Below are 21,300 nucleotides of genomic sequence, written 5' to 3'. Positions count from 1 at the left end.
TTAACTTTGTACTCATATATGCCAGTACGAGAGGTCCATGGGTGCCCCGTTGAACACCGACATGTCCGCAAAGGCGCTGTTGCGGCGTGAACTGCTCGCCGCACGACGCCTACTGACCGATGAGGACGTCGAACGGGCCGCCGCGGTTCTGGCCGGCCGCGCGCTCGCACTCCCCGAGCTCTCCGGGGCCCGTACCGTCGCCGCGTACGTCTCCGTGGGGCGCGAACCGGGCACCCGCGCCCTGCTGGACGCGCTGCGCGCACGGGGCGTCCTGGTCCTGCTGCCGGTGCTCCTGCCGGACAACGACCTGGACTGGGCGCCGTACGAGGGCGCCGGGAGCCTCACGAAGGCCGGCCGAGGACTGCTGGAGCCGGGCGGCGAGCGGCTCGGCCCCGACGCCGTACTGGACGCGGACGCGGTGCTGCTGCCGGGCCTCGCGGTGGACGGGCGCGGGATGCGGCTCGGCCGGGGCGGCGGCAGCTACGACCGGGTGCTGGCCCGGCTCTCGACGGCCGGGGCGCACCCGGCGCTGATCGTCCTGCTGTACGACGACGAGGTGGCCGCGCGGGTCCCGGAGGAACCGCACGACCACCCCGTGGACGCGGTGGTGACACCGTCGGGATCGCGGCGCTTCAGCGACGGCTGAAGCGCGGCGGGCCCGCCCGCTGCCAAAGCCCCTACGGCTTGAGGGTCAGCGTGTCCGTCGTCGAGCCGGCCACCGCGTTCGTCCCGTAGGACCAGTCGAGCAGCTCACCGTTGACCCACTTGTCGGTCTGGTCGGTGTAGTGCGCGCTGAACGCGTGCCCGGAGGCGCCGGTGAGGTTGATCCAGCGGGACTTGTCCCAGTCCCCCACGTTGACGACCATCCGCATCGACGGCACCCAGACGACCTCGTAACCGCCGGCCGCGTTCCAGCCGGTGGCGTCCACCGCGGCCTCGCCGCCGCCGAGGTTCCACGGGCCCCGGTTGAGCACCCGCTGGAGCAGTCCGGGGCCCTCCGTACCGAGGGTCTGGTTCTTCAGGGTCAGCTGGTGCAACCTGCCCCAGTTCCAGGTGGTGATGTCCTTGCCGAGCTTGGCCGTCAGCTCCCAGCGCGCGTCCTTCATGGCGCGGGCGAAGAGCTCCTCTCGGTTGCCGGTCGCCTTGTCCTTGCGGTTCGCCGGCGTCTTCCACCAGTCGCTGTCCGGCTTGTCCATGAGGTTCTCGACGACCTGGTACCAGCGGTCACCGCCGTCCGGCTGCGCCGAGTCGGGGGCGCGCTGGCCGCATTCGCGTACCAGCCTGTCCTGCTCGTCCACCGGGCCCGAGCTCTTGGCCGGCGGCACGTTCAGGCACTCACCCTTGACCCGCATCTCCTTGGGCAGCTTGTCGCCGAAGGCCAGCTTGAGGATGTTGCGCCAGACCGCGTTGAAGTACGCGGCCGCGGCCGAGTCGGACTCCTGGGTGTAGTCCCAGCCCTCCAGCAGTTTCTGCGCCTCCCGGACGTCCTTGTCCGAGATGTTGATCTTCATCAGTTCGGGCACCAGCAGCGCGGCGATCTCGCTGGTGTTGTCCATCTGCATCTTCTGCATGTCGTCGGTCGAGATCTTCCCGCCGCCCTTGATCTTCGACTGGATGAGGTCGTTGATCCGCTGGCTGCGGGTGCCGTAGCCCCAGTCCTTGGTGAGCAGGGGACGGTACGTGTCCTCGTCGATCACGGCCTGGTTGGCGGTGACGATGTACCCGCGCTTCGGGTCGTACTCGTACGGCAGCTCGTCGAACGGGATCGGGTCCTTCTTCCAGCCATAGGCCGACGACCAGCCGGGACTGGGCATCGTGCCGTCACCGGACTTGCGGACCGGGATCTTGCCAGGGGCCTGGTAGCCGATGTGGCCCTTGGTGTCGGCGTAGATGAGGTTCTGCGAGGGAACCTCGAAGTGCTCGGCCGCCGCGCGGAAGGACGTGAAGTCCTTGGCGCGGTTCAGCTCGAAGACCGCGTCCATGGACTTGCCGGGCTCCAGCGCGGTCCACTTCAGCGCCACCCCGTAGCCGTCCGCGCGGTCCGGGGCCGCGTTGGTGACCGGCGCCTTCTGGCCGACCTTCTCCAGCTCGCTGCTGCGGTCGGAGACCAGCGGGCCGTTGTTCGTCTCACGGACGGTGATGTGCCGGTCCTTGCCGCCGGCGACCTTGATGGTCTCCTCGCGGGTGGTGAAGGGCTTCACCTTGCCGTCGTACTGGTAGCCGTCGGCGGAGACCTTCTCCAGGAAGAGGTCTGTGACGTCCGCGCCCAGGTTGGTGAAGCCCCAGGCGACTTCCTGGTTGTGGCCGATGATCACGCCCGGCATGCCGGAGAACGTGTAGCCGGCGGTGTCGTACTTGCAGGTGACCGAGACGCTGCGGCAGTGCAGCCCCATCTGGTACCAGAGCGAGGGCAGCTGCGGCGCCAGGTGCGGGTCGTTGGCGAGCAGCGGCTTGTCGGTCGTCGTGTACTTGCCCGAGACCACCCAGGAGTTCGACCCGATGCCGGTGCCGTTCGGGCCCAGCAGCGAGGGAATCTCGTCGAGGGTGTCGGAGAGCGCGCCGAGCTGGGTGTTGAGCCCCTCGGTGGCGCCCTGCACGGTCGACGAGCCGAGGCTGTCGGACGGTGTCGCCTGCGGGTCGTACTTCCCGGAGAGCGTGGAGATCCCGCCCTCGGAGACGATCGGCTTGTGCTTGTCGTACGGGTACGGCGGGTACAGGTCCTCGATCTGCTTCGCGTCGAGCCTGCTGGTCATCAGCGAACGGTCGATCTCGTCCTGCATGTTGCCGCGCAGGTCCCAGGCCATCGCCTTCAGCCAGGCGACGGAGTCGACCGGGGTCCACTTCACCGGCTTGTAGTCGTTGGTGAGGCCCAGTGCCGCGTACTCGACGGAGATGTCCTTGCCGTCGCGGCCCTTGAGGTAGGCGTTCACGCCGTCCGCGTACGACTGGAGGTTCTTCTTCGTCTCCGCGGACAGGACGTTGTCGTACTCCTCCTGGGCGACCTTGCGCCAGCCCAGGGTGCGCAGGAAGGAGTCCGTCTCGACCTGACCGGACCCGAACATCTCGGAGAGCCGGCCGGCCGTCATGTGACGGCGGACGTCCATCTCCCAGAAGCGGTCCTGCGCCTGGACGAATCCCTGGGCGCGGAACAGGTCGGAGTCGGAGTCCGCGTAGATCTGCGGAATGCCGTAGCTGTCGCGCTTGACCTCGACGTTGCTGCCGAGTCCGGCGAGCTGGGCGGTCCCGTTGGTCTGCGGGTACGAGGCCCGCACGGTCGATACGGACCAGTACGTGCCGTATCCGATACCCGCGACAAGCGCCAGCACCAGGACGATCACGATCAGTCGGGCGCGTCGCCCCTTCTTCTTGCGCGACCCGCCACCGGCGGTACCGGTGGAGCCGGAAGAGGCGGTTGTGTTGGCGGGCATCGCTGTCCTTCGAGGGGCAGGGTGGTCCTGGGAGTGCAGGAGCAACCATAGGCGCAGCGCCGGAGCCCCTCTGACGCGGTATCGGGATGGCTCGAATTGCGTAGCGATCGCACGAGTACTCGAACGCATCAAGAAAACGTTAAAGATTAGGTAAGGTAACGAAGTACCGGCCGCCGGAACACGATCCGGCAGGCGCTCGCAGGGAAGGACCGGCCACTGACTGTCCACACGCTCAACGAGCTCCTGCTCGTCTGCTCACTTGTCCTGCTCGTCGCGGTGGCGGCGGTCCGGATCTCGTCGCGCAGCGGGCTCCCGAGCCTGCTCCTGTACCTCGGCATCGGGGTCGTCATGGGGCAGGACGGGCTCTTCGACGTCAAGTTCGACAACGCGGAACTGACGCAGGTCATCGGGTACGCGGCCCTGGTCGTGATCCTCGCCGAGGGCGGCCTCGGCACGAAGTGGAAAGAGGTCAGGCCGGCGTTGCCCGCGGCCGCGATGCTCTCCACCGTCGGCGTCGCGGTGAGCGTGGGCGTGACCGCCGCCGGGGCGCACTACCTGGTCGGCCTGGAGTGGCGGCAGGCGCTGATCATCGGCGCGGTCGTCTCCTCCACGGACGCCGCGGCGGTCTTCTCCGTCCTGCGCAAGGTGCCGTTGCCGTCCCGGATCACCGGCGTCCTGGAGGCCGAATCCGGCTTCAACGACGCCCCCGTGGTGATCCTGGTGGTGGCCTTCTCGGCCGTCGGTCCGGTGGACCACTGGTACGTGCTGGTCGGCGAGATAGCGCTGGAGCTGGCGATCGGGGCGGCGATCGGCATCGCGGTCGGCTGGCTGGGCTCGTTCGGGCTGCGGCACGTGGCACTGCCGGCCTCCGGCCTCTACCCGATCGCCGTGATGGCGATCGCGGTGACCGCGTACGCGGCGGGCGCCATGGTCCACGGCAGTGGCTTCCTCGCCGTCTACCTGGCGGCGATGATCCTCGGCAACGCCAAGCTGCCGCACTGGCCCGCCACCCGCGGATTCGCGGACGGGCTCGGCTGGCTGGCCCAGATCGGCATGTTCGTCCTGCTCGGCCTGCTGGTCACCCCGCACGACCTGCTCGACGACTTCTGGCCCGCCGTCGTCGTGGGCCTGGTGCTCACCGTGGTGGCCCGGCCGCTGGAGGTCTTCCTCTCGCTGGCCCCGTTCCGATTGCCGTGGCAGGAGAAGGCCCTGATGTCCTGGGCGGGGCTGCGCGGCGCCGTGCCCATCATCCTGGCGACCATTCCGATGGTGTCCGGCATCGAGGGTTCCACCCGGGTCTTCAACATCGTCTTCGTGCTCGTCATCGTCTACACCCTCATCCAGGGCCCGACGCTGCCCTGGCTCGCGAAGGCCCTCAAGATCGCGGAGGACCCGTCGGAGACCGCCGACCTGGGCATCGAGTCGGCGCCCCTGGAACGGCTGCGCGGACATCTGCTGTCGGTGGCCATCCCCGCCAAGTCGAAGATGCACGGCGTCGAGGTCGGTGAGCTGCGACTGCCCTCGGGGGCCGCGGTCACCCTCGTCGTACGGGACGACAAGAGCTTCGTACCCAACCCGCCGACGGTGCTGCGCCGCGGCGACGAACTGCTGGTGGTCACGACCGACCCGGTGCGCGACGCGACAGAGGCGCGGCTGCGCGCGGTCGGCGAGGGCGGCAAGCTGGCCGGCTGGCTGGGGACCGAGGCGAGCCCCGGCGCGGAGCCCTTCACCGGGCCGCATGTCTCCAACGCGCTCAAGGCGGTGAAGAAGCTGGGCCGGACGCCGGACGGGACGAAGGCCCACGAGACACCACCCCGGGAGATGAAGACCCGCGAGGCGAAGGCGCGTGAAGCGAAGGCCCGAGAGGACCGAGAGGACCGAGAGGCGAAGGCCCCTGACGCCAAGGGCCATGACCCGAAGAACCGTGATCCGAAGAACCCTGACGCGAAGAACCGTGACGCGAAGGCCCATCAGTGAGGGAGCGCCCGCGTTCACAGGTTACGGAGGGTGATTGGCGCACAATCGCAGGTGCACCTGGAAACCTGCCTGTACGATGAAGGGAGTCTGCCCGTCGGCCGTATGCGTACGGCCATGACGCGCGATCCACAAGCGATCGGCATCCGAACGATCGATATCCAACGACCTTGATCGACCAACTCTGCCTGACGCAGAGCTGGCGCGACCGTATGGCGGTCGTGGCGTCCTCCGCCTTTGCTGCGAGCGCCCGGCATCTACCGCAGTTCCGCGCGAAGAGGACAGCTCTCGGCAGCCCCTGACCGGGTCCGCACCCAGGTGCCGGCCCGTTACCGCAGGAGCACGGCCACCAGGCGGCAGAAAGGCATGGACCGTGGTGTCCACGGTCTCCGACCGCCCCGGATACGGGCAGTTGCTGCGCACTCCGGGTGCGTGGACCTTCCTCCTGCCGGGCTTCGCCGCACGGCAGCCCTTCGCCATGCTGACCATCGGCATCGTTCTGCTGGTCCAGCACACCACCGGCTCCTACGGCAGCGCGGGCGCCGTCGCCGCCGTGAGCGGCGTCTCCATGGCGCTGTTCGCGCCGCAGACCGGCAAGCTCGCGGACCGGTTCGGGCAGCGGGCCGTACTGCTGCCCGGCGTCCTGGTGCACGGAGCTTCCGTGGGCGCGCTGACGGCGCTCGCGCTGGCGGACGCGCCGATCTGGGCGCTGTTCCTGGCGGCTGTGCCGACGGGTGCCTCGATCCCGCAGATCGGGCCCATGGTGCGCGCCCGCTGGGCGGCCGTGCTCGGGGCCGCGCCCGGCCGTGAGGCCTCGCCCCTGATGTCGACCGCCGCCGCCTTCGAGTCGGTGACGGACGAGTTCACCTTCGTCATCGGCCCCGTCATCGCCACCGCGCTGTGCACCGGGGTGCATCCGGCGGCGGGGCTCATCGCGGAAGCCGCGCTGACGCTGATCGGCGGGCTGTTCTTCGCCGCGCAGCGCGCCACCCAGCCGTCCGTGCGCGAGGCCGGGCCCACCGGCTCCCCACGGCACGCCTCCGCCCTCTCTGTGCCCGGTGTGCGCGTGCTCGCGGTCGCCTTCCTCGGGATCGGCGCGGTCTTCGGCGGCATGCAGGTCTCGCTGACCGCCTTCGCGGAGGAGATCGGCAGGCCCGGCTCGAACGGGGTGCTGTACGGGATCTTCGCGGCCGGCAACATGCTGGCCGGGATCGCCTGCGGTGCCATCGCCTGGAAGAGCGGGCCGCGACGCCGGCTGATCGCCGGGTACACGGCGCTGACCCTGACCGCGTCCGGCCTGTGGGCGGTGCACTCCGTGCCCCTGCTGGCCGCGCTCGGGCTGCTGGTCGGTCTCTGCATCGCCCCGGCCCTGATCAGCGGCTACACACTGGTCGAGGCGCTGGTGCCCGCGTCCGCCCGGACCGAGGCGTTCACCTGGCTGACGGGTGCGGTCGCACTCGGGCAGGCGGCGGCCGTGACGGTCGCCGGGCAGCTCGCGGACGCCCATGGCGCGAGCACCGGATTCCTGGTGCCGCTGGTGGGCACGGTACTGGCGCTGGTGACGCTGCTGGCGCTGCGTTCCAGGCTCGTACCGAGCTCTTCTGGACGGACCGTGGCACGTGGTATCGGTCACCGCGGGCCGGTCACAGTGGACTGATGCAGCGGAATACGTCACTATGAAGCGTCGTTAGCACTCATCGAGTCAGAGTGCCAGGAGGAACAAGTGCCGACCTATCAGTACCAGTGCACCGAGTGTGGCGAGGGCCTCGAAGCGGTGCAGAAGTTCACCGATGACGCCCTGACGGTGTGCCCGAGCTGCGAAGGACGCCTGAAGAAGGTGTTCTCGGCGGTCGGCATTGTCTTCAAGGGTTCCGGCTTCTACCGGAACGACAGCCGCGGCTCCTCTTCGAGCAGCACGCCCGCACCGGCCGCCGCGAAGACCTCCGGTTCCGGATCGTCGTCCTCGACGGGGTCGGACAGCAAGTCCTCGGCCTCTTCGTCCTCGTCGACGTCGTCCGCTTCGAGTTCTTCGTCGTCGAGCTCATCGAGCTCCTCTTCTTCGGGCTCTTCGAGCGGTTCGTCGGCTACCTGAGCCGGCGCCCCACCTGTTTCACCCGTGACCCCGCTGATCCAACTCGGCGGGGTCATCGGCGTTTGCGGCCCCGATAGTGTGACGGCATGGCAAACGCAGAGATCGGTGTGATCGGCGGCTCGGGCCTGTACTCCTTCCTGGAGGACGTCACCGAGGTCCGCGTGGACACCCCTTACGGACAGCCGAGCGACTCCGTCTTCCTCGGCGAGATCGGCGGCCGCCGGGTCGCCTTCCTCCCCCGGCACGGCCGCGGCCATCATGTGCCGCCGCACCGCATCAACTACCGCGCCAATCTGTGGGCGCTGCGCTCGGTCGGAGTGCGCCAGGTGCTCGGCCCGTGCGCGGTCGGCGGGCTCCGGCCGGATTACGGGCCGGGGACGCTGCTCGTACCGGACCAGCTGGTGGACCGTACGAAGACCCGCACCCAGACCTTCTACGACGGGGAGACCCGGGCGGACGGCGTGCTGCCGAACGTGGTGCACCTGGGCTTCGCCGACCCCTACTGCCCCAAGGGGCGCAAGGCGGCGCTGGCGGCGGCCCGGGGCAGGGACTGGGAGGCGGTGGACGGCGGGACGCTGGTGGTCGTCGAGGGGCCGCGCTTCTCGACCCGGGCGGAATCGCGCTGGCATGCGGCGATGGGCTGGTCGGTGGTCGGCATGACCGGGCACCCGGAGGCCGTGCTCGCCCGTGAGCTGGGACTCTGCTACACGACGATGACGCTGGTGACCGACCTGGACGCGGGCGCGGAGACCGGCGAGGGCGTCTCCCACGCCGAAGTGCTCAGGGTCTTCGCGTCCAACGTCGACCGGCTGCGCTCGGTCCTCTTCGACGCGGTGGCCGAGCTGCCCTCGGAGGCGGACCGCGACTGCCCGTGCGCGCATGCGCTGGACGGCATCGACACGGGGATCGAGCTGCCGTAGGGCGGCGACCCGGGGTGGGTTTCTGGGTGCGTTTCTACGTGGGTTTCTGGGTGCGTTTCTGCGTGGGTTTCTCGGGTGCGTGGGTTTCTGGGTGCGTCTCGCGGGTGCGTTCCTCGGGTGCGTCTCGCGGGTGAATGTCTCGGGTGGGTGGGGGAGTTATCCACATTCGTTGAGCCGTCCACAGGGCTCAGCGGGAATCTCGTGAATGCCGGATCGTGAGGTCTGTTCATCGGGGCCGCCCGGCTCCGGATCCGCGACTCCCTTGCCCAGGCGGTGTTCGTCATGCGTTCGCCCAGCTCACTCGACTCACCCGAATCCTTTCGCCCCGTCCCCGTCCCTGCTCCCATCCCCACTCCCTCCCCCTTCCCCGCCCCGTCGTCCGGCTCTCCGGCGATGTGCGCGCCCGCTCCCGCGCCCTGCGGGGTGCCCGCGTTCCCGCCGTTGCGGGTGCGCGGTGGCGGCGGGCACCGGATGTGGCGGGCCGCGTGGCGCCGGCGGCGGGCGATGGCCGCAGGGCTGGCGCTGACCGCTGCCGCACTGGCCGCCTCGGGGTTCGCCGGGGGCCGGGGCGGCGACGGCGGCACGGGGACCGAAGCGGCCGGTGCCGCGGCGAGCACGGCCGGGGCGGCGCGGGAACGGGCCTCGCCGCCGGTCCGCCTGGTGTCGGCGCCGGTACGGATCGCGGACGCGGCGACCGTACGGCTGCTGCGGCCCGGAGACCGCGTGGATGTGATCGCCTCCGCGGGATCCGGGACCGACGCCCGGGTGCTGGCGAGGAGCGCGCGGGTGGCCCAGGTGCCGCAGACGTCCGCCGGAGGTCCGACGGAGGACGGGGCACTGGTCGTGCTGTCCGTACCGCGAGCCACGGCCGCCACGCTGGCGGGCGCGGGAGCCTCAGCCGGACTTGCGGTGATTCTGTGCTGATTCGAACTGACGGCTCATCATGTCACTTGCGAGCAATGCGACGGACCCGACGACGGGCGAGGCGACCGAGGGAATCCGGATCCCGTGGGGTCGGTGCTCAGCGCCACCCTCAGCTTCCTGATCACCGCCGCCGTCGTCTATTTCCTGATGGTCCTGCCAATGGCGAAGTACCTCGCCAGGCGCGCGGCCATGCTGGCGGCGAAGGAGGGAGTCCAGGAAACGCTGGAGGTCAGCGAGCTGGAGGTACTCAAAGAGATCCGCGACGCGCTGGTCTCCCAACGGGTCGGCCCGACGGATGGCACCCCCGGGGCCGGAGCCGGGGGCTCAGGGCCGGGCGGCCGGGAGTAGCCGGCTCAGATGTGATGGGGCGGCTTGTCGTCGAGGAAGCGGGCCAGGTCGGCGGCGCTGCCGCCGGAGGGGGACCGCTCACCCCAGCCCCGGTCCGTATCGTCCGAGGACTGCTGGTCCAGCGGATCGTCGAAGACCAGTGCCGGCTTCGGCCGGTCCGGCGGGCCCGGCTTCGAATCGCGCGGTCCGGGGGCGGGGGCGGTACTCATGCGTCAAGGGTACGGCCGCCCTGCCCGATGCGGTCGCCCTCCGGGATAAGGCCGCCCTGCCCGGTGCGGCCGCCCTCCGGGATACAGCCGCCCTCCGGAGCGTTCCCCCGCTCAGCGGTCCTTCGGGTCCAGCGCCCAGAGGCCGAGCACCACGAGGAACGACAGGCACAGGAATCCGGCTCCCCACCAGGCGGTGCCGGAGTTGCCCTCCATCCATTCGTCGACGATCACGGTCAGCCCCCAGAGCTGCCCGATGACCACGGTCATGGCAAGGGTCAGCCGGGCCGTGAGCTTCGAGGAGCGTTCCGGCTCCTGGTCGGTGCCGGCCCCCGGCCCCGGCCCGGTTCGGCGGACGCGGGGGTCGCCGTAGCCGCTGGTGGGCCGGATCTGGGGATAGCGCTCGTGGACGGGCCGGTTGAGTTCGGGCCGGGCGCTGCCCGGGTGGTACTCCGGGTAGTGCGGGCCGGGCTCCGGCTGCTGGGCGTCGCTCATGTCCGCCTGCCGGAGGTCTCGGCGGTCGCGGTGGCGGGTGCGGTGGACGAGGTGGCGCCGGCTGTCGCGGTGGCTTCCGGTGCTCCGGTGGCGCCGGCCGCGCCGGGGGCCTCCGCGCCCCGCTTGGCTCCGGGGCAGCCGATCCGGGAGGCGAGGTCCGGGCGGTCGTCGCCCAGCTGGCGGCAGAGCCCGTGCTCGGCGCTCTCCCCGGAGTACGCGGTGCCGACCGCCCAGACAGTGCCGTCGGCCTGCTCGGTGAGCACCACCTTGGGCAGACCGCGAGGCGGCGGGCCTGCGGTGACCTCGCCGGTACGGGCGTCGAAGACACCTTCGTGGCAGGGGCAGTACAGCTCGCCCTCTGAGCCCCGGTCCTTCCTCCAGAGCACGGCGCAGGCGAGATGGGTGCAGATCGCGGAGTAGCCGACGAGCGTCCCGTCATTGAGCCGGACGGCGACCGCACGGTCCTCCTCGTCCGGGTAGCGGAAGTCGACGGACTCCCCGGGCAGGAGCTGGGCGCTGATCTTCTTCGGCTGGGGTGCCTTGGCGTCGTCGGGGTCGCCGTGGCGCGGGAGGATGCCGGCGGCGACGCCGAGGCCGCCGACGGCGAGTCCGCCGGAGACGGTGGCGACGATCCGCAGGTAGTCGCGCCTGGTGGTGAGGGAGTCCGCGGCGATCCGGTCGTGCAGGGCGTCGCGCGGGTCCCCGGCGGGCGGCGGGGAGGGCGGCTGGTCGGTGACGCTCATCGGCGGACGTCCTTCCCGTTGATCTCCACGACGGGCAGGCCGCCGGGCACCGGCCACTGGACCCGGTCGGCGGGGACGACCATGGCCACGCCGGTACGGACCTCGCTCTCACCGAAGACGAAGGTGTCGGCGACCTGGACGCCGGGGCGCTCTGCCTGGAGCTCCTCGACGGTTCCGTAGAAGAGCGCTCCGGTCGGGCAGACGGTGGCGCACATGGGGGCGAGGCCATAGGCGGTGCGGTCGTAGCAGAGGTTGCACTTCATCTGCAGCTTCGCCTGGAGGTCGATCTTCGGGACACCGAAGGGGCAGGCGTTGACGCAGTTGGCGCAGCCGATGCAGCGGGTCGTGTCGGCCTGCTGCACCACCCCGTCGGCGGTCACCAGGATCGCGTCGGCGGGACACACCTCGGCGCAGGGCGCGACGGGGTCCTCACAGTGCATACAGACCGTGGGAAGGGAGGCGACGGACTGGCCCTCGTCGGTGTAGTCGAGGTGGATCATCGACTTGCCCCGGTGCGAGTCGCACTCGCGGCAGGCGGAGACACAGGCCTGGCAGCCGATGCAGCGCCCCGGGTCGATAAAGATCGTTCTGCCCATCATGCGGGCATCAGCTCCTCTCCGAGGTGCCGCGGCCCTGCGGCGAGGTGGGCGGCAGCGGGTCGGTGCGGGAGACCTGGGTCTCCGGGTAGGCGACATGCCCCGGCGCGACCGGGGGCGCGGGGACCACGTCGATGGCCGCCGCGTGCTCGATGCGGCAGGCGCAGACCTTGTACTCCGGGATCTTGGAGCGGGGGTCAAGGGCGTCGATGGTCAGCGCGTTGGCGGCGGTGGGGACGGGCCAGTGGTACGGGATGAAGACGGTGTCGGGGCGGATCGCCTCGGTGACCAGGGCGGGGAAGACCTCGCTGCCGCGCCGGGTGACGACGCGGACCGGTTCGCCGTTGCGGAAGCCGTGGGAGGGGTGGATCTCGGCCCAGGGGCGCGGGGTCTGCTCGACGAGGGCGCCCAGCCGGCGGGTCTGGTTGCCGGAGAGGAAGTGCGCGACGGTACGTCCGGTGGTGAGGGACATGGGGTGCTCGTCGTCGTACGGGTCCATCGGCGGGTGCCATTCGACGACCTGCATATGGATCTTGCCGTCGGGGTGGTAGGTCCTGCCGTCCTCGAAGAGACGGGGGGTGCCGGGGTGGTCGGTGGAGGGGCAGGGCCAGGCGATTCCGCCGGTCTCCTCCAGCCGTTCGTAGGTGATGCCGTAGTAGTCGTTGACGGTGCCGGCGGAGGCGATCCGCAGTTCGTCGAAGACCTCGCGGGAGTCGTTGAAGGCGAATTTGTCTCCCGCGCCGAGGCGTTTGGCCAGTTCGCACATCACCCAGGTGTCGGTCCGTACGCCGGGAGGCGGGTCCTGGGCCTTGTTGTGCTTGACCACCCGGGCCTCGGCGTTGGCCATCACCCCGTCGTCCTCGGCCCAGGTGGTGACGGGGAAGACGACATGCGCGTTGGCGGCGGTCTCGGAAAGGAAGAAGTCGAATTGAGCGTGGAACTCTGTCGCGTCGTACCCCTCCTTGACCACCTTGTAGTTGGGGAGGGAGACGAACGGGTTGTTGCAGATACCGATCAGTCCGCGGATCTCACGGCGCTGCATCTGCCAGACCATTTCCATCATCGAGGTTCCGGCGGGCGGGAGTTCGGACTCCTCGATGCCCCAGATCTCGCAGATCTGCCGCCGGTGCTCCTCGTTCAGGATGGAGCGGCCGCCGGGCAGCAGGTCAGCCTTCTGGCCGTGCTCGCGGCCCCCCTGCCCGTTGCCCTGGCCGGTGAGGGTTCCGTATCCGGCGCCGGGCTTGCCGATGTGCCCGGTGGCGGTGCAGAGGTTGATCACGGTGAGGCAGTTCTCGACGCCCTGCGAGTGGTGCTCGATACCGCGTGCGTGCCAGGCCATGGCCTTGGGTGCGCGGGCGAAGGTGCGGGCGACCTGGACGATCTGTTCGGCGGGGACCCCGCAGATCTCGGCGGACCTGGCCGGCGGGTACTCGGCGGCCTTGGCCTTCACCTCCTCCCAGCCGGTGGCGTGGGCGGCGAGGTAGTTCTCGTCGGTGAGCCCCTCCTCGATGACCACGTTCAGCACGGCGTTGAAGAACGCCGAGTCGGTGCCGGGCTTGAGAGCGACGTGAATGTCGGCGGTCCGGGCGATGGCCGTCTCGCGCGGGTCGATGACGATCAGGCTGGCCCCTCGGTCCCGGGCGCCCCAGACGTACTGGGTCATCACGGGGAAGCACTCACCGACGTTGGAGCCCGCGATCAGCAGGCAGTCGGTGAGCAGGATGTCGGAGAAGGGGTTGCCTGCCCGGTCGATGCCGAAGGCGAGCTTGTTGGCACCCGCGGCACTGACCATGCAGAGCCGGCCGTTGTAGTCGACGTGCCGGGACTTGAGGGCGACCCGGGCGAATTTGCCGACCAGATAGGTCTTCTCGGAGAACAGGCTGGCCCCGCCCAGCAGCCCGAAGGCGTCGTTCCCGTGGGTCTGCTGGATGCGCTTGATCTCGGCGACGGTGAAGTCGAGGGCCTCGTCCCAGGAGACCTCGCGGAAGTCCTCGTCACGGGAACGCCGCATGAGCGGGGCGGTGAGCCGGTCGGGGTGGTTGACCTGCTGGTAGGCGTTGATGCCCTTGGGACACAGGCGCATCCGGTTGATGTCGTGGTTACGGGGCTCGACGCCGAAGACCTTGCCGGCCCGGTCGACGCGGAGGTACATCCCGCACTGGACACCGCAGAAGCAGCAGTGGGTGGGGACGAGCGTCTCGCCGTTCTGGTCGGCGTGCCACTGGTCGGCGGGGATGCCGCCCGCGTCCCGGAAGGCGCGGGTGCCCGGCGGCGCGAGGGAGGGGTCGAGGGGCACGATCGCCCGGGGGCCGGCCGCCCGGGGGTCGGTCGCTCGCGGGTCGGTCGCCCGGGGGTCGGTCGCCCGGGGGTCGGTCGCTCGGGGGTCGGTCGCTCGCGGGTCCGAGGTCAATTGAAGCCCTTCTTCACCTGGGAGAGATAGGCGCTGCCGCGCAGCACCCGCTTGCAGCGCGGGCAGTACTCGGCCCACGCGTCGAAGTCGAGGCTGAGGTCGCGCATGGTGCCGCGGAGGTTCTCGACGTACGGGGCGGTGTCGATGGGCTCCTCGCAGCGGCGGCAGCTGAAGACCTCCTGGTCCTGCCGGCCGGTGTACTTGAAGAGCTGCATGCCGACGGCGGCGGGCCGCTGGACGATGTGGAAGAACTTCCCGAACGGGATGTAGATGAGGGTGAAGACCACCGAGACCATGTGGAGGATCGCCAGGAACTCGTATCCACCGCCGTGCAGGAAGATCGAGGAGAAGGTGAGGAGCAGCCCGGTGACGGCGATGACGATGAGCGCGATCAGCGGCACCAGGTCGTAGGCGAACCGCTGGCCCGTCATGGCGCCCCGGTCCTTCATCCGGCGCCACAGGAAGTAGGAGGCGCCCGGGATGACGAGGACGGCGGCGATGTCCAGGCCGTGGAACATCAGCCAGCCGAGGATGTTCAGGGAGTCGAATCCGATGATCTTGAATCCCCAGATACGCATCTCGTAGCCGGGTCCCGCGCCGCTGCCGGAGGTGAAGGTGAACCAGCCCCAGGTCAGCGGGAAGGTGATCAGGGAGGCGAGGACGCAGCCCCAGAAGATCAGCTGGTGGGCGGCCCAGCGGGCGTGGGAGCGGGCGCCGAGGAATTTCTGGAAGCCGAGGTAGGTGGCGATCATCTTCGGCAGGGCGGTGGGGGCCTTGCGGAAGTTGGCCATCGAGAAGAGGCTCCCCCAGCCCTTTTTGAACAGCCGCCGGGCCCCGGGCGCGGAGACCCAGACCGTGTAGCGGTAGGCCACCCCGAAGGCGAGGAAGACGGTGGCCACGGCATAGGGCAGGAGGGCCGAGTCGAAGTTCTCCAGAAGCCTGCTGCCCAGCACGATCGCGATGACGAGCAGGAGGGAGACGATGACGCCGGCCGCGGTCGCGCGGGCGGTGGCGGACCGGGCGCCCGTGGGCGCGAGGCGGGCGGGCCTGTCGGCAGAGGGCTCTGGTGGCTCGGTCACCCCGCCACCGTAGGGACATAAGGGAGTGTTAGTCCTGTTTTGCGGCTCTACGGGGTGAGCGCGTCGCTGTGGAACAACACCCGGACGCCCGGATGCCCGGACACCCGGACGCCCAGGCACCCGGACGCCCGGACACCCCGGCACCCAGGCGCCCTCTCCGCTCTCCCGCTCTCGCGGGTAGGTTCGCCCCGTACCGCCCGCCACGACGTACCGCCCGCCACGATCACGACCCCGAGGAGCACCGGATGGACGCGCTGACCGATGTGGCCGGGATCCGGGTGGGGCACGCCTCGCTCGCGGGTCAGGGCGCGCTCAGCGGCACCACCGTGGTCCTCGCGCCCGAGGGCGGCGTGGTCGCCGCTGTCGATGTGCGGGGCGGCGGCCCCGGCACCCGGGAGACGGACGCGCTCGACCCACGCAATCTGGTGCAGCGCATCGATGCCGTGGTACTGACCGGGGGCAGCGCGTACGGGCTCGACGCGGCGTCCGGGGTGATGGCCTGGCTGGAGGAGCAGGGGCGCGGCGTGCGGGTCGGCGCCGATCCGGCGCAGGTCGTCCCGGTGGTCCCGGCGGCGTGCGTCTTCGACCTGGGCCGGGGCGGTGACTGGCGGGCCCGTCCGGACGCGTCGACCGGCCGGGCCGCCGTGGAGGACGCCGCGCGCACGGAGCCGGGGGCGGCGGTCGCCGAGGGGTGCGTCGGCGCGGGCACGGGCGCGGTCGCCGGGCAGCTGAAGGGCGGGGTGGGGACGGCGAGCGCCCTGCTGCCGTCCGGCATCACGGTGGGCGCGCTGGTCGTGGTGAACGCGGCGGGCTCGGTCCTCGATCCACGTACCGGGGTGCTGTACGGGGAGTACGGAGCCGCCGAACCGGCTGCCGCCCCCGCACCGGAGGTCCACCGCACGGCGCAACAGCGCCTGGCGCAGGCGCACGACGCGAACGCGCGCCCCCCGCTCAACACCACGCTCGCCGTCGTCGCGACGGACGCCGGCCTCAGCCGGGCACAGGCGCAGAAGCTCGCGGGCACCGCGCACGACGGGCTGGCGCGCGCCATCCGGCCCGTGCATCTGCTGACCGACGGGGACACCGTTTTCGCGCTGGCCACCGGCGGACGGACGCTGGACCCGGCGAATCCGATCGCACTCAATGACCTGCTCGCGGCGGGTGCGGAGACCTTGACCCGCGCCATCGTGAAGGCCGTGCGGGCGGCCACCGGAGTCAACGGCCGCGAGGGTGGCGGCACATACCTCGCGTACAGCGATCTCTACGGCACGCGGCCGCAGCCGGGGCGCCCGGCGGACGGCGACGGCCCCGCGGCCGACTCGCCCTCCGCACAAGGAAGTTAGGGCAAAACGACGGGAACCTTCTGCGTGCGTCGTACGTTTTGCTGAACCCCGGTCACGATGTCAGACCCAGGGACTACGTTAAGCACGCATCGGGTAACACGCGGCGACGGCCTGGAGAAGCACCTTGAGCGATCCGTACGAGACAACCGAGCAGCACTTCGACCGACTCCTGCGACGGGCTCTCAACTCGTTCGACCTGCCCGACAGTACGGTCGAGCGGCTCGGCTCGGCCCTCGCCCACAGCAGTTCCCTGCACTCCTCGCACCACAGCTCGACGCTGCACCGCGAGACGTACCGGCATACGTATCTGCTGTCCGACGGCAGCCCGTTCACGCTCTGGGAGCTGGTGCACTGCGGTCAGCGGGACGCCGAGGGCCCCCGCTGCGGCTCGCGGCCTGGCGACCGGCAGCACGAGCTGTACGACGACGAGGCCGACGTGCACATCGCGGCGGCCCGCCTCGCCGGCGGCTTCCGTGACGCCCCGGTCTTCGGTGACGAGGGGCCGCAGGGCGACCTGGAGATCCTCACGGCCCTGATGGCGGCGCCCCCGGCCCCGCTCCCCCGGATGTACGCCCCGGACAACTCCGCGGACCACGCCCGCCGCGTGCTGCGCCGCGCGGAGAACGGGGACGTGCCCGGCGAGGAGACCGCCCAGCTGCTGCGGGCCGCCTTCGCCCACCACATCACCCAGGTCTTCGGCCGCCAGTGCCAGGTGGACGGGCGGGACGCGGGCTTCACCCTGTACGAGCACGCCTTCCTGCTCCTGGACGGCAGCGAGACGAGCCTGTGGGAGGTCGAGCACACGGCGACGCCCGACGGCCGCCACATGTGCGAGGTGTACGCCGACGAGGAGGCGGCGCGCGGCGCGATGGAGAGCCGTACGCGCATCTGCTGAACCCGCGCGGCGCGCATCCGCTGAACCCGCACGGCAAGCGATCGGTGCCCGCACCCCCCGAGGGGTGCGGGCACCGCTCACGCTCTCCGTCCGCTCGCTCAGTGCGTGAGCACGGGCTCGTCGACGGGTTCTGCGGGGAAGGAGGCCTCGGCCACCTCTTCGCCGCCCTCCACGTGCTGCTTCGGCCGGGCCGGCAGCGCGAACATCAGCAGGAAGATGGCCGCGAGCACACCGGCCACCCACCACAGCGAGTGCTCGAAGGCGTCGGCGAACGCCGGGCCCAGCTGCGCGGGCGTCAGCCGGTCACCGATGGCCCCGAAGAAGATCACCGAGACGAGCGCGAGCCCCAGCGCGTTGCCCATCTGCTGCACGGTGTTGAAGAGCCCGGAGGCGGAGCCGGAGTGCTCCCTGGGCACCTCGGACAGCACCGCGTCGGCCAGCGGAGCAACGATCAGGCCCATCCCGAGCCCCATCACCACCAGCGGCAACGCCATCTGCCAGGACGTGATCCCCACGCCGTAGCGGTCGGACTCCCAGATGTAGAGCAGCAGACCGGCGACCATCAGCAGCGCCCCCGCCTGGAGGACCTTGCGCCCGAAGCGCGGCACCAGCTTCTGTACGGAGATCCCGGCGGCGACCGAGACGGCGACCGAGAACGGGATACCGGTCGTACCGGCCCGCAGCGCGCTCCAGCCGAGCCCCTCCTGCATGTACAGCGTCCAGACCAGGAAGAAGATGCCGAGGCCGACACCGAAGGTCAGCTGCACGGCGATACCGGCGGCGAAGCTCTTGACCCGGAACAGCGACAGCTCGACCAGCGGCGAACCGTCCTGGCGCGCCTTCCGCCGCTCGAAGAGCACGAGCACCAGGAACACCACGAGGCTGCCGGCCATCGACAGGTAGCCCCAGAGCGGCCAGTCCAGCTCCTCGCCACGGGTCAGCGGGTAGATCAGCATGAGCATCCCGGCCGTCACCAGCACCACGCCGATCAGGTCGAGGCGAAGCGCCTTCGGCGCCTTGGACTCGGTGATGAATCTGCGGCCCAGGATCAGTCCCGCGATGCCGACCGGCAGGTTGATCAGGAAGATCGGGCGCCATTCGAGACCGGCGATGTTCCACTCGGTGAGCAGCGCGCCCAGCAGCGGCCCGGACACGGCGCCGAGGCCGACGATCGCACCGAAGAGGCCGAAGACCTTGCCGCGCTCGTGCGCCGGGAAGGTGGCGTGCACGATCGACAGCACCTGCGGGACCATCAGCGCGGCCGTGCCGCCCTGGAGGATGCGGGAGGCGACCAGCATCTCCGGGCCGGCGGCGAATCCGCACAGCGCGGAGGCCACGGTGAAGCCGCCGATCCCGATGAGGAACAGCCGCTTGCGGCCGTAGATGTCACCGAGCCGGCCGCCGGTGATCAGCCCGGCGGCGAAGGCCAGGGCGTATCCGGCGGTGATCCACTGGATCGAGCTGAACGTGGCGCCGGTGTCCCGCTGGATGCTCGGGATGGCGATGTTGACGATCGTGACGTCGACCAGGTCCATGAAGGCCGCGGTCATCACGATGGCCAGCGCGAACCACCGGCGGCGGTCCGAGGCGTCCGGGGGCACCGCGGCGGCGGCCGTCCCGGACGGCTGGGGTGCGGAAGAAGTCATATGAAGAAGTTAAGTGCCCATTAGGTCAGCTCGTGACCCAATGGGTCGGCATCCTGGGTGACATGACCGACACCCCGGCACGACTGCTGAATCTGCTGTCACTGCTCCAGACGCCGCGCGAATGGCCGGGCAGTGAGCTCGCGGACCGTCTCGACGTCAGCCCGCGCACCATCCGGAGGGACATCGACCGCCTCCGCGAACTGGGCTATCCGGTGGAGGCGTCGCGCGGTGCGATCGGCGGCTACCGGCTGGTGGCGGGCACGGCCATGCCGCCGCTGCTGCTGGACGACGAGGAGGCGGTGGCCATCGCGGTGGGGCTGCGGGCCGGGGCCGGTCACGCCATCGAGGGTGTCGACGAGGCCTCCGTCCGGGCGCTGGCCAAGCTGGAGCAGGTGCTGCCCTCGCGGCTGCGCCACCGGGTCTCCGTCCTCCAGAACGCTACGGTGCCGCTGACCCGCGGGGACGGGGCGACGATCGACCCGCAGACGCTGACCGTGATGGCCTCCGCGGTCACCGGGCGGGAGCGGCTGCGGTTCGCCTACCGGGCGGGGGACGGCGCCGAGACGCGACGGCAGGTCGAGCCGTACCGCCTGGTCAGCACCGGGTGGCGCTGGTATCTGGTCGCGTACGACCTGGAGCGGGAGGCCTGGCGCACCTTCCGGGTCGACCGGGTGAGCGACCCGTATCCGACGGGGGCCCGCTTCACGCCCCGGGAGCTGCCCACCGGTGACGCGGCGAAGCTCCTCAGCAGCTCCATGGCACGCATCAGGCCGGAGCTGGCGATCGACGTGAGCTTCGCGGCGCCGGCGGAGTTCGTCACCTCGCGGCTGCCCGCCTCGATCGGCCCGCTGGAACCGACCGGTGAGCACAGCTGCCGGCTGCGCGCGGCGCTGTCGGACTCGCTGGAGTGGGTCGCGGTGCGGCTGGCCATGGTCGACTGCGAATTCACCGCGCACGGGCCACCGCAGCTGCTGGCGTTTCTGAACGACCTGGGCGGCAGACTCACCCGCGCGGCACCACCGTCGGCCTCGCAGCCGACGGCGCGGTCAGCACCGTAAGAAGGCTGAGCCCGGAAAAGGGATGAGCCCCGGCGCCAGGGGGGGGTGGGCGCCGGGACTCAGCTCAGGGGGGCCGCGATGAAGTGGCCCAATTCGGAGGTTACTGGACTTCGGCTCACGCCGCAGCGTCAAAGCCCGTGTCGTGAGCCATTCGCTTCAGTTCGAGCAGCGCGTGCTTCTCGATCTGGCGGATTCGCTCCCGGGTCAGCCCGTGCTGCTTGCCCACCTCGGTCAGCGTCCGCTCACGGCCGTCCTCGATTCCGTACCGCATCCGGATGATGGAGGCGGTGCGGTTGTCGAGCCTGCCGATCAGCTCCTCCAGCTCCTCGCTGCGCAGCAGTGTCATCACCGACTGCTCGGGGGACACCGCCGAGGTGTCCTCCAGGAGGTCTCCGAACTGCGTGTCGCCGTCGTCGTCCACGGACATGTTCAGGCTGACCGGGTCACGGGCCCAGTCCAGCACGTCACCGACGCGGGATGTCGTGGAATCGAGCTCGGCGGCGATCTCCGCGTGCTCCGGGTCGCGCCCGTGCTCGCGGTTGAACTCGCGCTGCACCCGGCGGATCCGGCCCAGCTCCTCCACCAGGTGGACGGGGAGCCTGATCGTGCGCGACTGGTCGGCTATCGAGCGGGTGATGGCCTGCCTGATCCACCACGTGGCGTACGTGGAGAACTTGAAACCCTTGGCGTAGTCGAACTTCTCGACCGCACGCACCAGGCCCGCGTTGCCCTCCTGGATCAGGTCGAGCAGGGGAAGCCCGGCCCGCGGATACCGGCGGGCGACGGCGACCACGAGTCGGAGGTTGGACCGGATGAATACGTCCTTGGCGCGCTCGCCGTCGGCGACCAGCGCCTCCAGCTCCTCGCGCGAGGCCCCACCGGCATCGCTCTCCACCACACCGTCCAGGATCCGCTGCGCGAAGACGCCCGCCTCGACGGTCTGCGACAGCTCGACCTCCTTGGCGGCATCGAGCAGCGGCGTGCGCGCTATCTCGTCCAGATACATGCCGACCAGGTCGCGATCGGCGATCTCCCCGCCCACGGCGCGAACACTGCTTGCCCTGTTGGTCCCGCCGGTGGAGGACGAACGTCGGGCGACGGCACGGGTTGCCATGCGTGCTCCTTGCTGAGTAGGTCGCGACA

Annotated in this window: 18 protein-coding genes and 1 pseudogene; 10 read left to right on the top strand and 9 right to left on the bottom strand. The window is 70.5% G+C overall.

Translation table 11 applies throughout. From position 1 onward, the window contains the following. Positions 1-37 precede the first annotated feature (37 nt). Entirely contained in the window at positions 38-646 is a 609-nt protein-coding gene (locus tag ACZ601_RS35370; RefSeq protein ID WP_469545541.1) for a 5-formyltetrahydrofolate cyclo-ligase, read from the top strand. A gap of 31 nt (positions 647-677) precedes the next feature. Here the strand turns inward: ACZ601_RS35370 and ACZ601_RS35365 are convergent, their stop codons facing one another. Next, positions 678-3,428: a penicillin acylase family protein gene (locus ACZ601_RS35365; RefSeq protein WP_469545538.1), complete on the bottom strand. Its 2,751-nt coding sequence runs from the start codon at positions 3,426-3,428 to the stop codon at positions 678-680. Between the two features lie 276 nt (positions 3,429-3,704). On the opposite strand from ACZ601_RS35365, the gene ACZ601_RS35360 reads away from it, so the two are divergent. The 6 genes and pseudogenes from ACZ601_RS35360 to ACZ601_RS35335 all read left to right on the top strand — a co-directional run. Next, entirely contained in the window at positions 3,705-5,405 is a 1,701-nt protein-coding gene (locus ACZ601_RS35360) for a potassium/proton antiporter (protein WP_469545535.1), read from the top strand. Positions 5,406-5,775: 370 nt separating this feature from the next. Further along, positions 5,776-7,059: an MFS transporter gene (locus ACZ601_RS35355; protein ID WP_469545533.1), complete on the top strand. Its 1,284-nt coding sequence runs from the start codon at positions 5,776-5,778 to the stop codon at positions 7,057-7,059. Positions 7,060-7,125: 66 nt separating this feature from the next. Further along, positions 7,126-7,494, top strand: a complete 369-nt coding sequence (locus ACZ601_RS35350) for an FmdB family zinc ribbon protein (protein ID WP_311305111.1) — start codon at positions 7,126-7,128, stop codon at positions 7,492-7,494. An 86-nt stretch (positions 7,495-7,580) separates the two neighbouring features. Further along, a complete protein-coding gene (locus ACZ601_RS35345; protein WP_469545530.1) occupies positions 7,581-8,414 on the top strand; it encodes an S-methyl-5'-thioadenosine phosphorylase in 834 nt (277 codons plus the stop codon). A 393-nt stretch (positions 8,415-8,807) separates the two neighbouring features. Continuing rightward, entirely contained in the window at positions 8,808-9,338 is a 531-nt protein-coding gene (locus ACZ601_RS35340; protein WP_469545528.1) for a hypothetical protein, read from the top strand. Positions 9,339-9,378: 40 nt separating this feature from the next. Beyond that, positions 9,379-9,686, top strand: a pseudogene (locus ACZ601_RS35335) (MscL family protein); the annotation flags it as partial. Positions 9,687-9,691: 5 nt separating this feature from the next. On the opposite strand, the gene ACZ601_RS35330 reads toward ACZ601_RS35335, so the two are convergent. The 6 genes from ACZ601_RS35330 to ACZ601_RS35305 all read right to left on the bottom strand — a co-directional run bounded on the left by ACZ601_RS35330 (position 9,692) and on the right by ACZ601_RS35305 (position 15,215). Continuing rightward, entirely contained in the window at positions 9,692-9,895 is a 204-nt protein-coding gene (locus ACZ601_RS35330; RefSeq protein WP_440575932.1) for a hypothetical protein, read from the bottom strand. A gap of 111 nt (positions 9,896-10,006) precedes the next feature. Beyond that, the gene (locus ACZ601_RS35325; protein ID WP_390089266.1) at positions 10,007-10,387 is read right to left on the bottom strand and encodes a hypothetical protein; all 381 of its coding nucleotides are present in this window, start codon (positions 10,385-10,387) and stop codon (positions 10,007-10,009) included. Next, a complete protein-coding gene (locus ACZ601_RS35320; RefSeq protein ID WP_469545524.1) occupies positions 10,384-11,130 on the bottom strand; it encodes a Rieske (2Fe-2S) protein in 747 nt (248 codons plus the stop codon). The genes ACZ601_RS35325 and ACZ601_RS35320 overlap by 4 nt, the downstream gene beginning before the upstream one ends. Then, positions 11,127-11,729 (bottom strand): 4Fe-4S dicluster domain-containing protein, encoded by a 603-nt coding sequence (locus ACZ601_RS35315; protein WP_024489583.1) that lies wholly within the window; start codon positions 11,727-11,729, stop codon positions 11,127-11,129. The genes ACZ601_RS35320 and ACZ601_RS35315 overlap by 4 nt, the downstream gene beginning before the upstream one ends. A gap of 7 nt (positions 11,730-11,736) precedes the next feature. Further along, on the bottom strand, positions 11,737-14,022 hold the full coding sequence (locus tag ACZ601_RS35310) for a molybdopterin oxidoreductase family protein (protein WP_469545700.1): 2,286 nt from the start codon (positions 14,020-14,022) through the stop codon (positions 11,737-11,739). 110 nt (positions 14,023-14,132) lie between these two features. Further along, positions 14,133-15,215, bottom strand: a complete 1,083-nt coding sequence (locus tag ACZ601_RS35305; RefSeq protein WP_440575929.1) for an MFS transporter — start codon at positions 15,213-15,215, stop codon at positions 14,133-14,135. A 245-nt stretch (positions 15,216-15,460) separates the two neighbouring features. Here ACZ601_RS35305 and ACZ601_RS35300 point away from each other — a divergent pair, with 245 nt between their 5' ends. Together ACZ601_RS35300 and ACZ601_RS35295 are read left to right on the top strand one after the other, a co-directional pair. Further along, positions 15,461-16,558 (top strand): P1 family peptidase, encoded by a 1,098-nt coding sequence (locus tag ACZ601_RS35300; RefSeq protein WP_469545520.1) that lies wholly within the window; start codon positions 15,461-15,463, stop codon positions 16,556-16,558. 124 nt (positions 16,559-16,682) lie between these two features. Further along, positions 16,683-17,453, top strand: coding sequence for a DUF6227 family protein (locus ACZ601_RS35295; RefSeq protein ID WP_469545518.1), 771 nt, complete (start codon positions 16,683-16,685; stop codon positions 17,451-17,453). Between the two features lie 98 nt (positions 17,454-17,551). Here the strand turns inward: ACZ601_RS35295 and ACZ601_RS35290 are convergent, their stop codons facing one another. Beyond that, entirely contained in the window at positions 17,552-19,099 is a 1,548-nt protein-coding gene (locus ACZ601_RS35290) for an MFS transporter (protein WP_469545515.1), read from the bottom strand. 62 nt (positions 19,100-19,161) lie between these two features. On the opposite strand from ACZ601_RS35290, the gene ACZ601_RS35285 reads away from it, so the two are divergent. Next, positions 19,162-20,157 carry a helix-turn-helix transcriptional regulator gene (locus tag ACZ601_RS35285; RefSeq protein ID WP_469545513.1) on the top strand — a complete coding sequence of 332 codons (996 nt, stop codon included), beginning with the start codon at positions 19,162-19,164 and terminating at the stop codon, positions 20,155-20,157. 115 nt (positions 20,158-20,272) lie between these two features. Here ACZ601_RS35285 and ACZ601_RS35280 read toward each other — a convergent pair whose 3' ends face one another. Continuing rightward, entirely contained in the window at positions 20,273-21,271 is a 999-nt protein-coding gene (locus ACZ601_RS35280; protein WP_073737264.1) for a sigma-70 family RNA polymerase sigma factor, read from the bottom strand. Positions 21,272-21,300 lie beyond the last annotated feature (29 nt).

The organism is Streptomyces sp. NPDC104307 (genome assembly GCF_055584045.1).
This window is presented reverse-complemented; position numbering and strand designations above follow the sequence as displayed.

Bases quoted from the DNA above. Each gene is read 5' to 3' on its own strand.
- ACZ601_RS35315 (WP_024489583.1), bottom strand. From the start codon at position 11,729: ATGATGGGCAGAACGATCTTTATCGACCCGGGGCGCTGCATCGGCTGC.
- ACZ601_RS35280 (WP_073737264.1), bottom strand. From the start codon at position 21,271: ATGGCAACCCGTGCCGTCGCCCGACGTTCGTCCTCCACCGGCGGGACC.
- ACZ601_RS35320 (WP_469545524.1), bottom strand. From the start codon at position 11,130: ATGAGCGTCACCGACCAGCCGCCCTCCCCGCCGCCCGCCGGGGACCCG.
- ACZ601_RS35325 (WP_390089266.1), bottom strand. From the start codon at position 10,387: ATGAGCGACGCCCAGCAGCCGGAGCCCGGCCCGCACTACCCGGAGTAC.
- ACZ601_RS35345 (WP_469545530.1), top strand. From the start codon at position 7,581: ATGGCAAACGCAGAGATCGGTGTGATCGGCGGCTCGGGCCTGTACTCC.
- ACZ601_RS35300 (WP_469545520.1), top strand. From the start codon at position 15,461: ATGGACGCGCTGACCGATGTGGCCGGGATCCGGGTGGGGCACGCCTCG.
- ACZ601_RS35330 (WP_440575932.1), bottom strand. From the start codon at position 9,895: ATGAGTACCGCCCCCGCCCCCGGACCGCGCGATTCGAAGCCGGGCCCG.
- ACZ601_RS35290 (WP_469545515.1), bottom strand. From the start codon at position 19,099: ATGACTTCTTCCGCACCCCAGCCGTCCGGGACGGCCGCCGCCGCGGTG.
- ACZ601_RS35365 (WP_469545538.1), bottom strand. From the start codon at position 3,428: ATGCCCGCCAACACAACCGCCTCTTCCGGCTCCACCGGTACCGCCGGT.
- ACZ601_RS35370 (WP_469545541.1), top strand. From the start codon at position 38: ATGGGTGCCCCGTTGAACACCGACATGTCCGCAAAGGCGCTGTTGCGG.
- ACZ601_RS35285 (WP_469545513.1), top strand. From the start codon at position 19,162: ATGACCGACACCCCGGCACGACTGCTGAATCTGCTGTCACTGCTCCAG.
- ACZ601_RS35340 (WP_469545528.1), top strand. From the start codon at position 8,808: ATGTGCGCGCCCGCTCCCGCGCCCTGCGGGGTGCCCGCGTTCCCGCCG.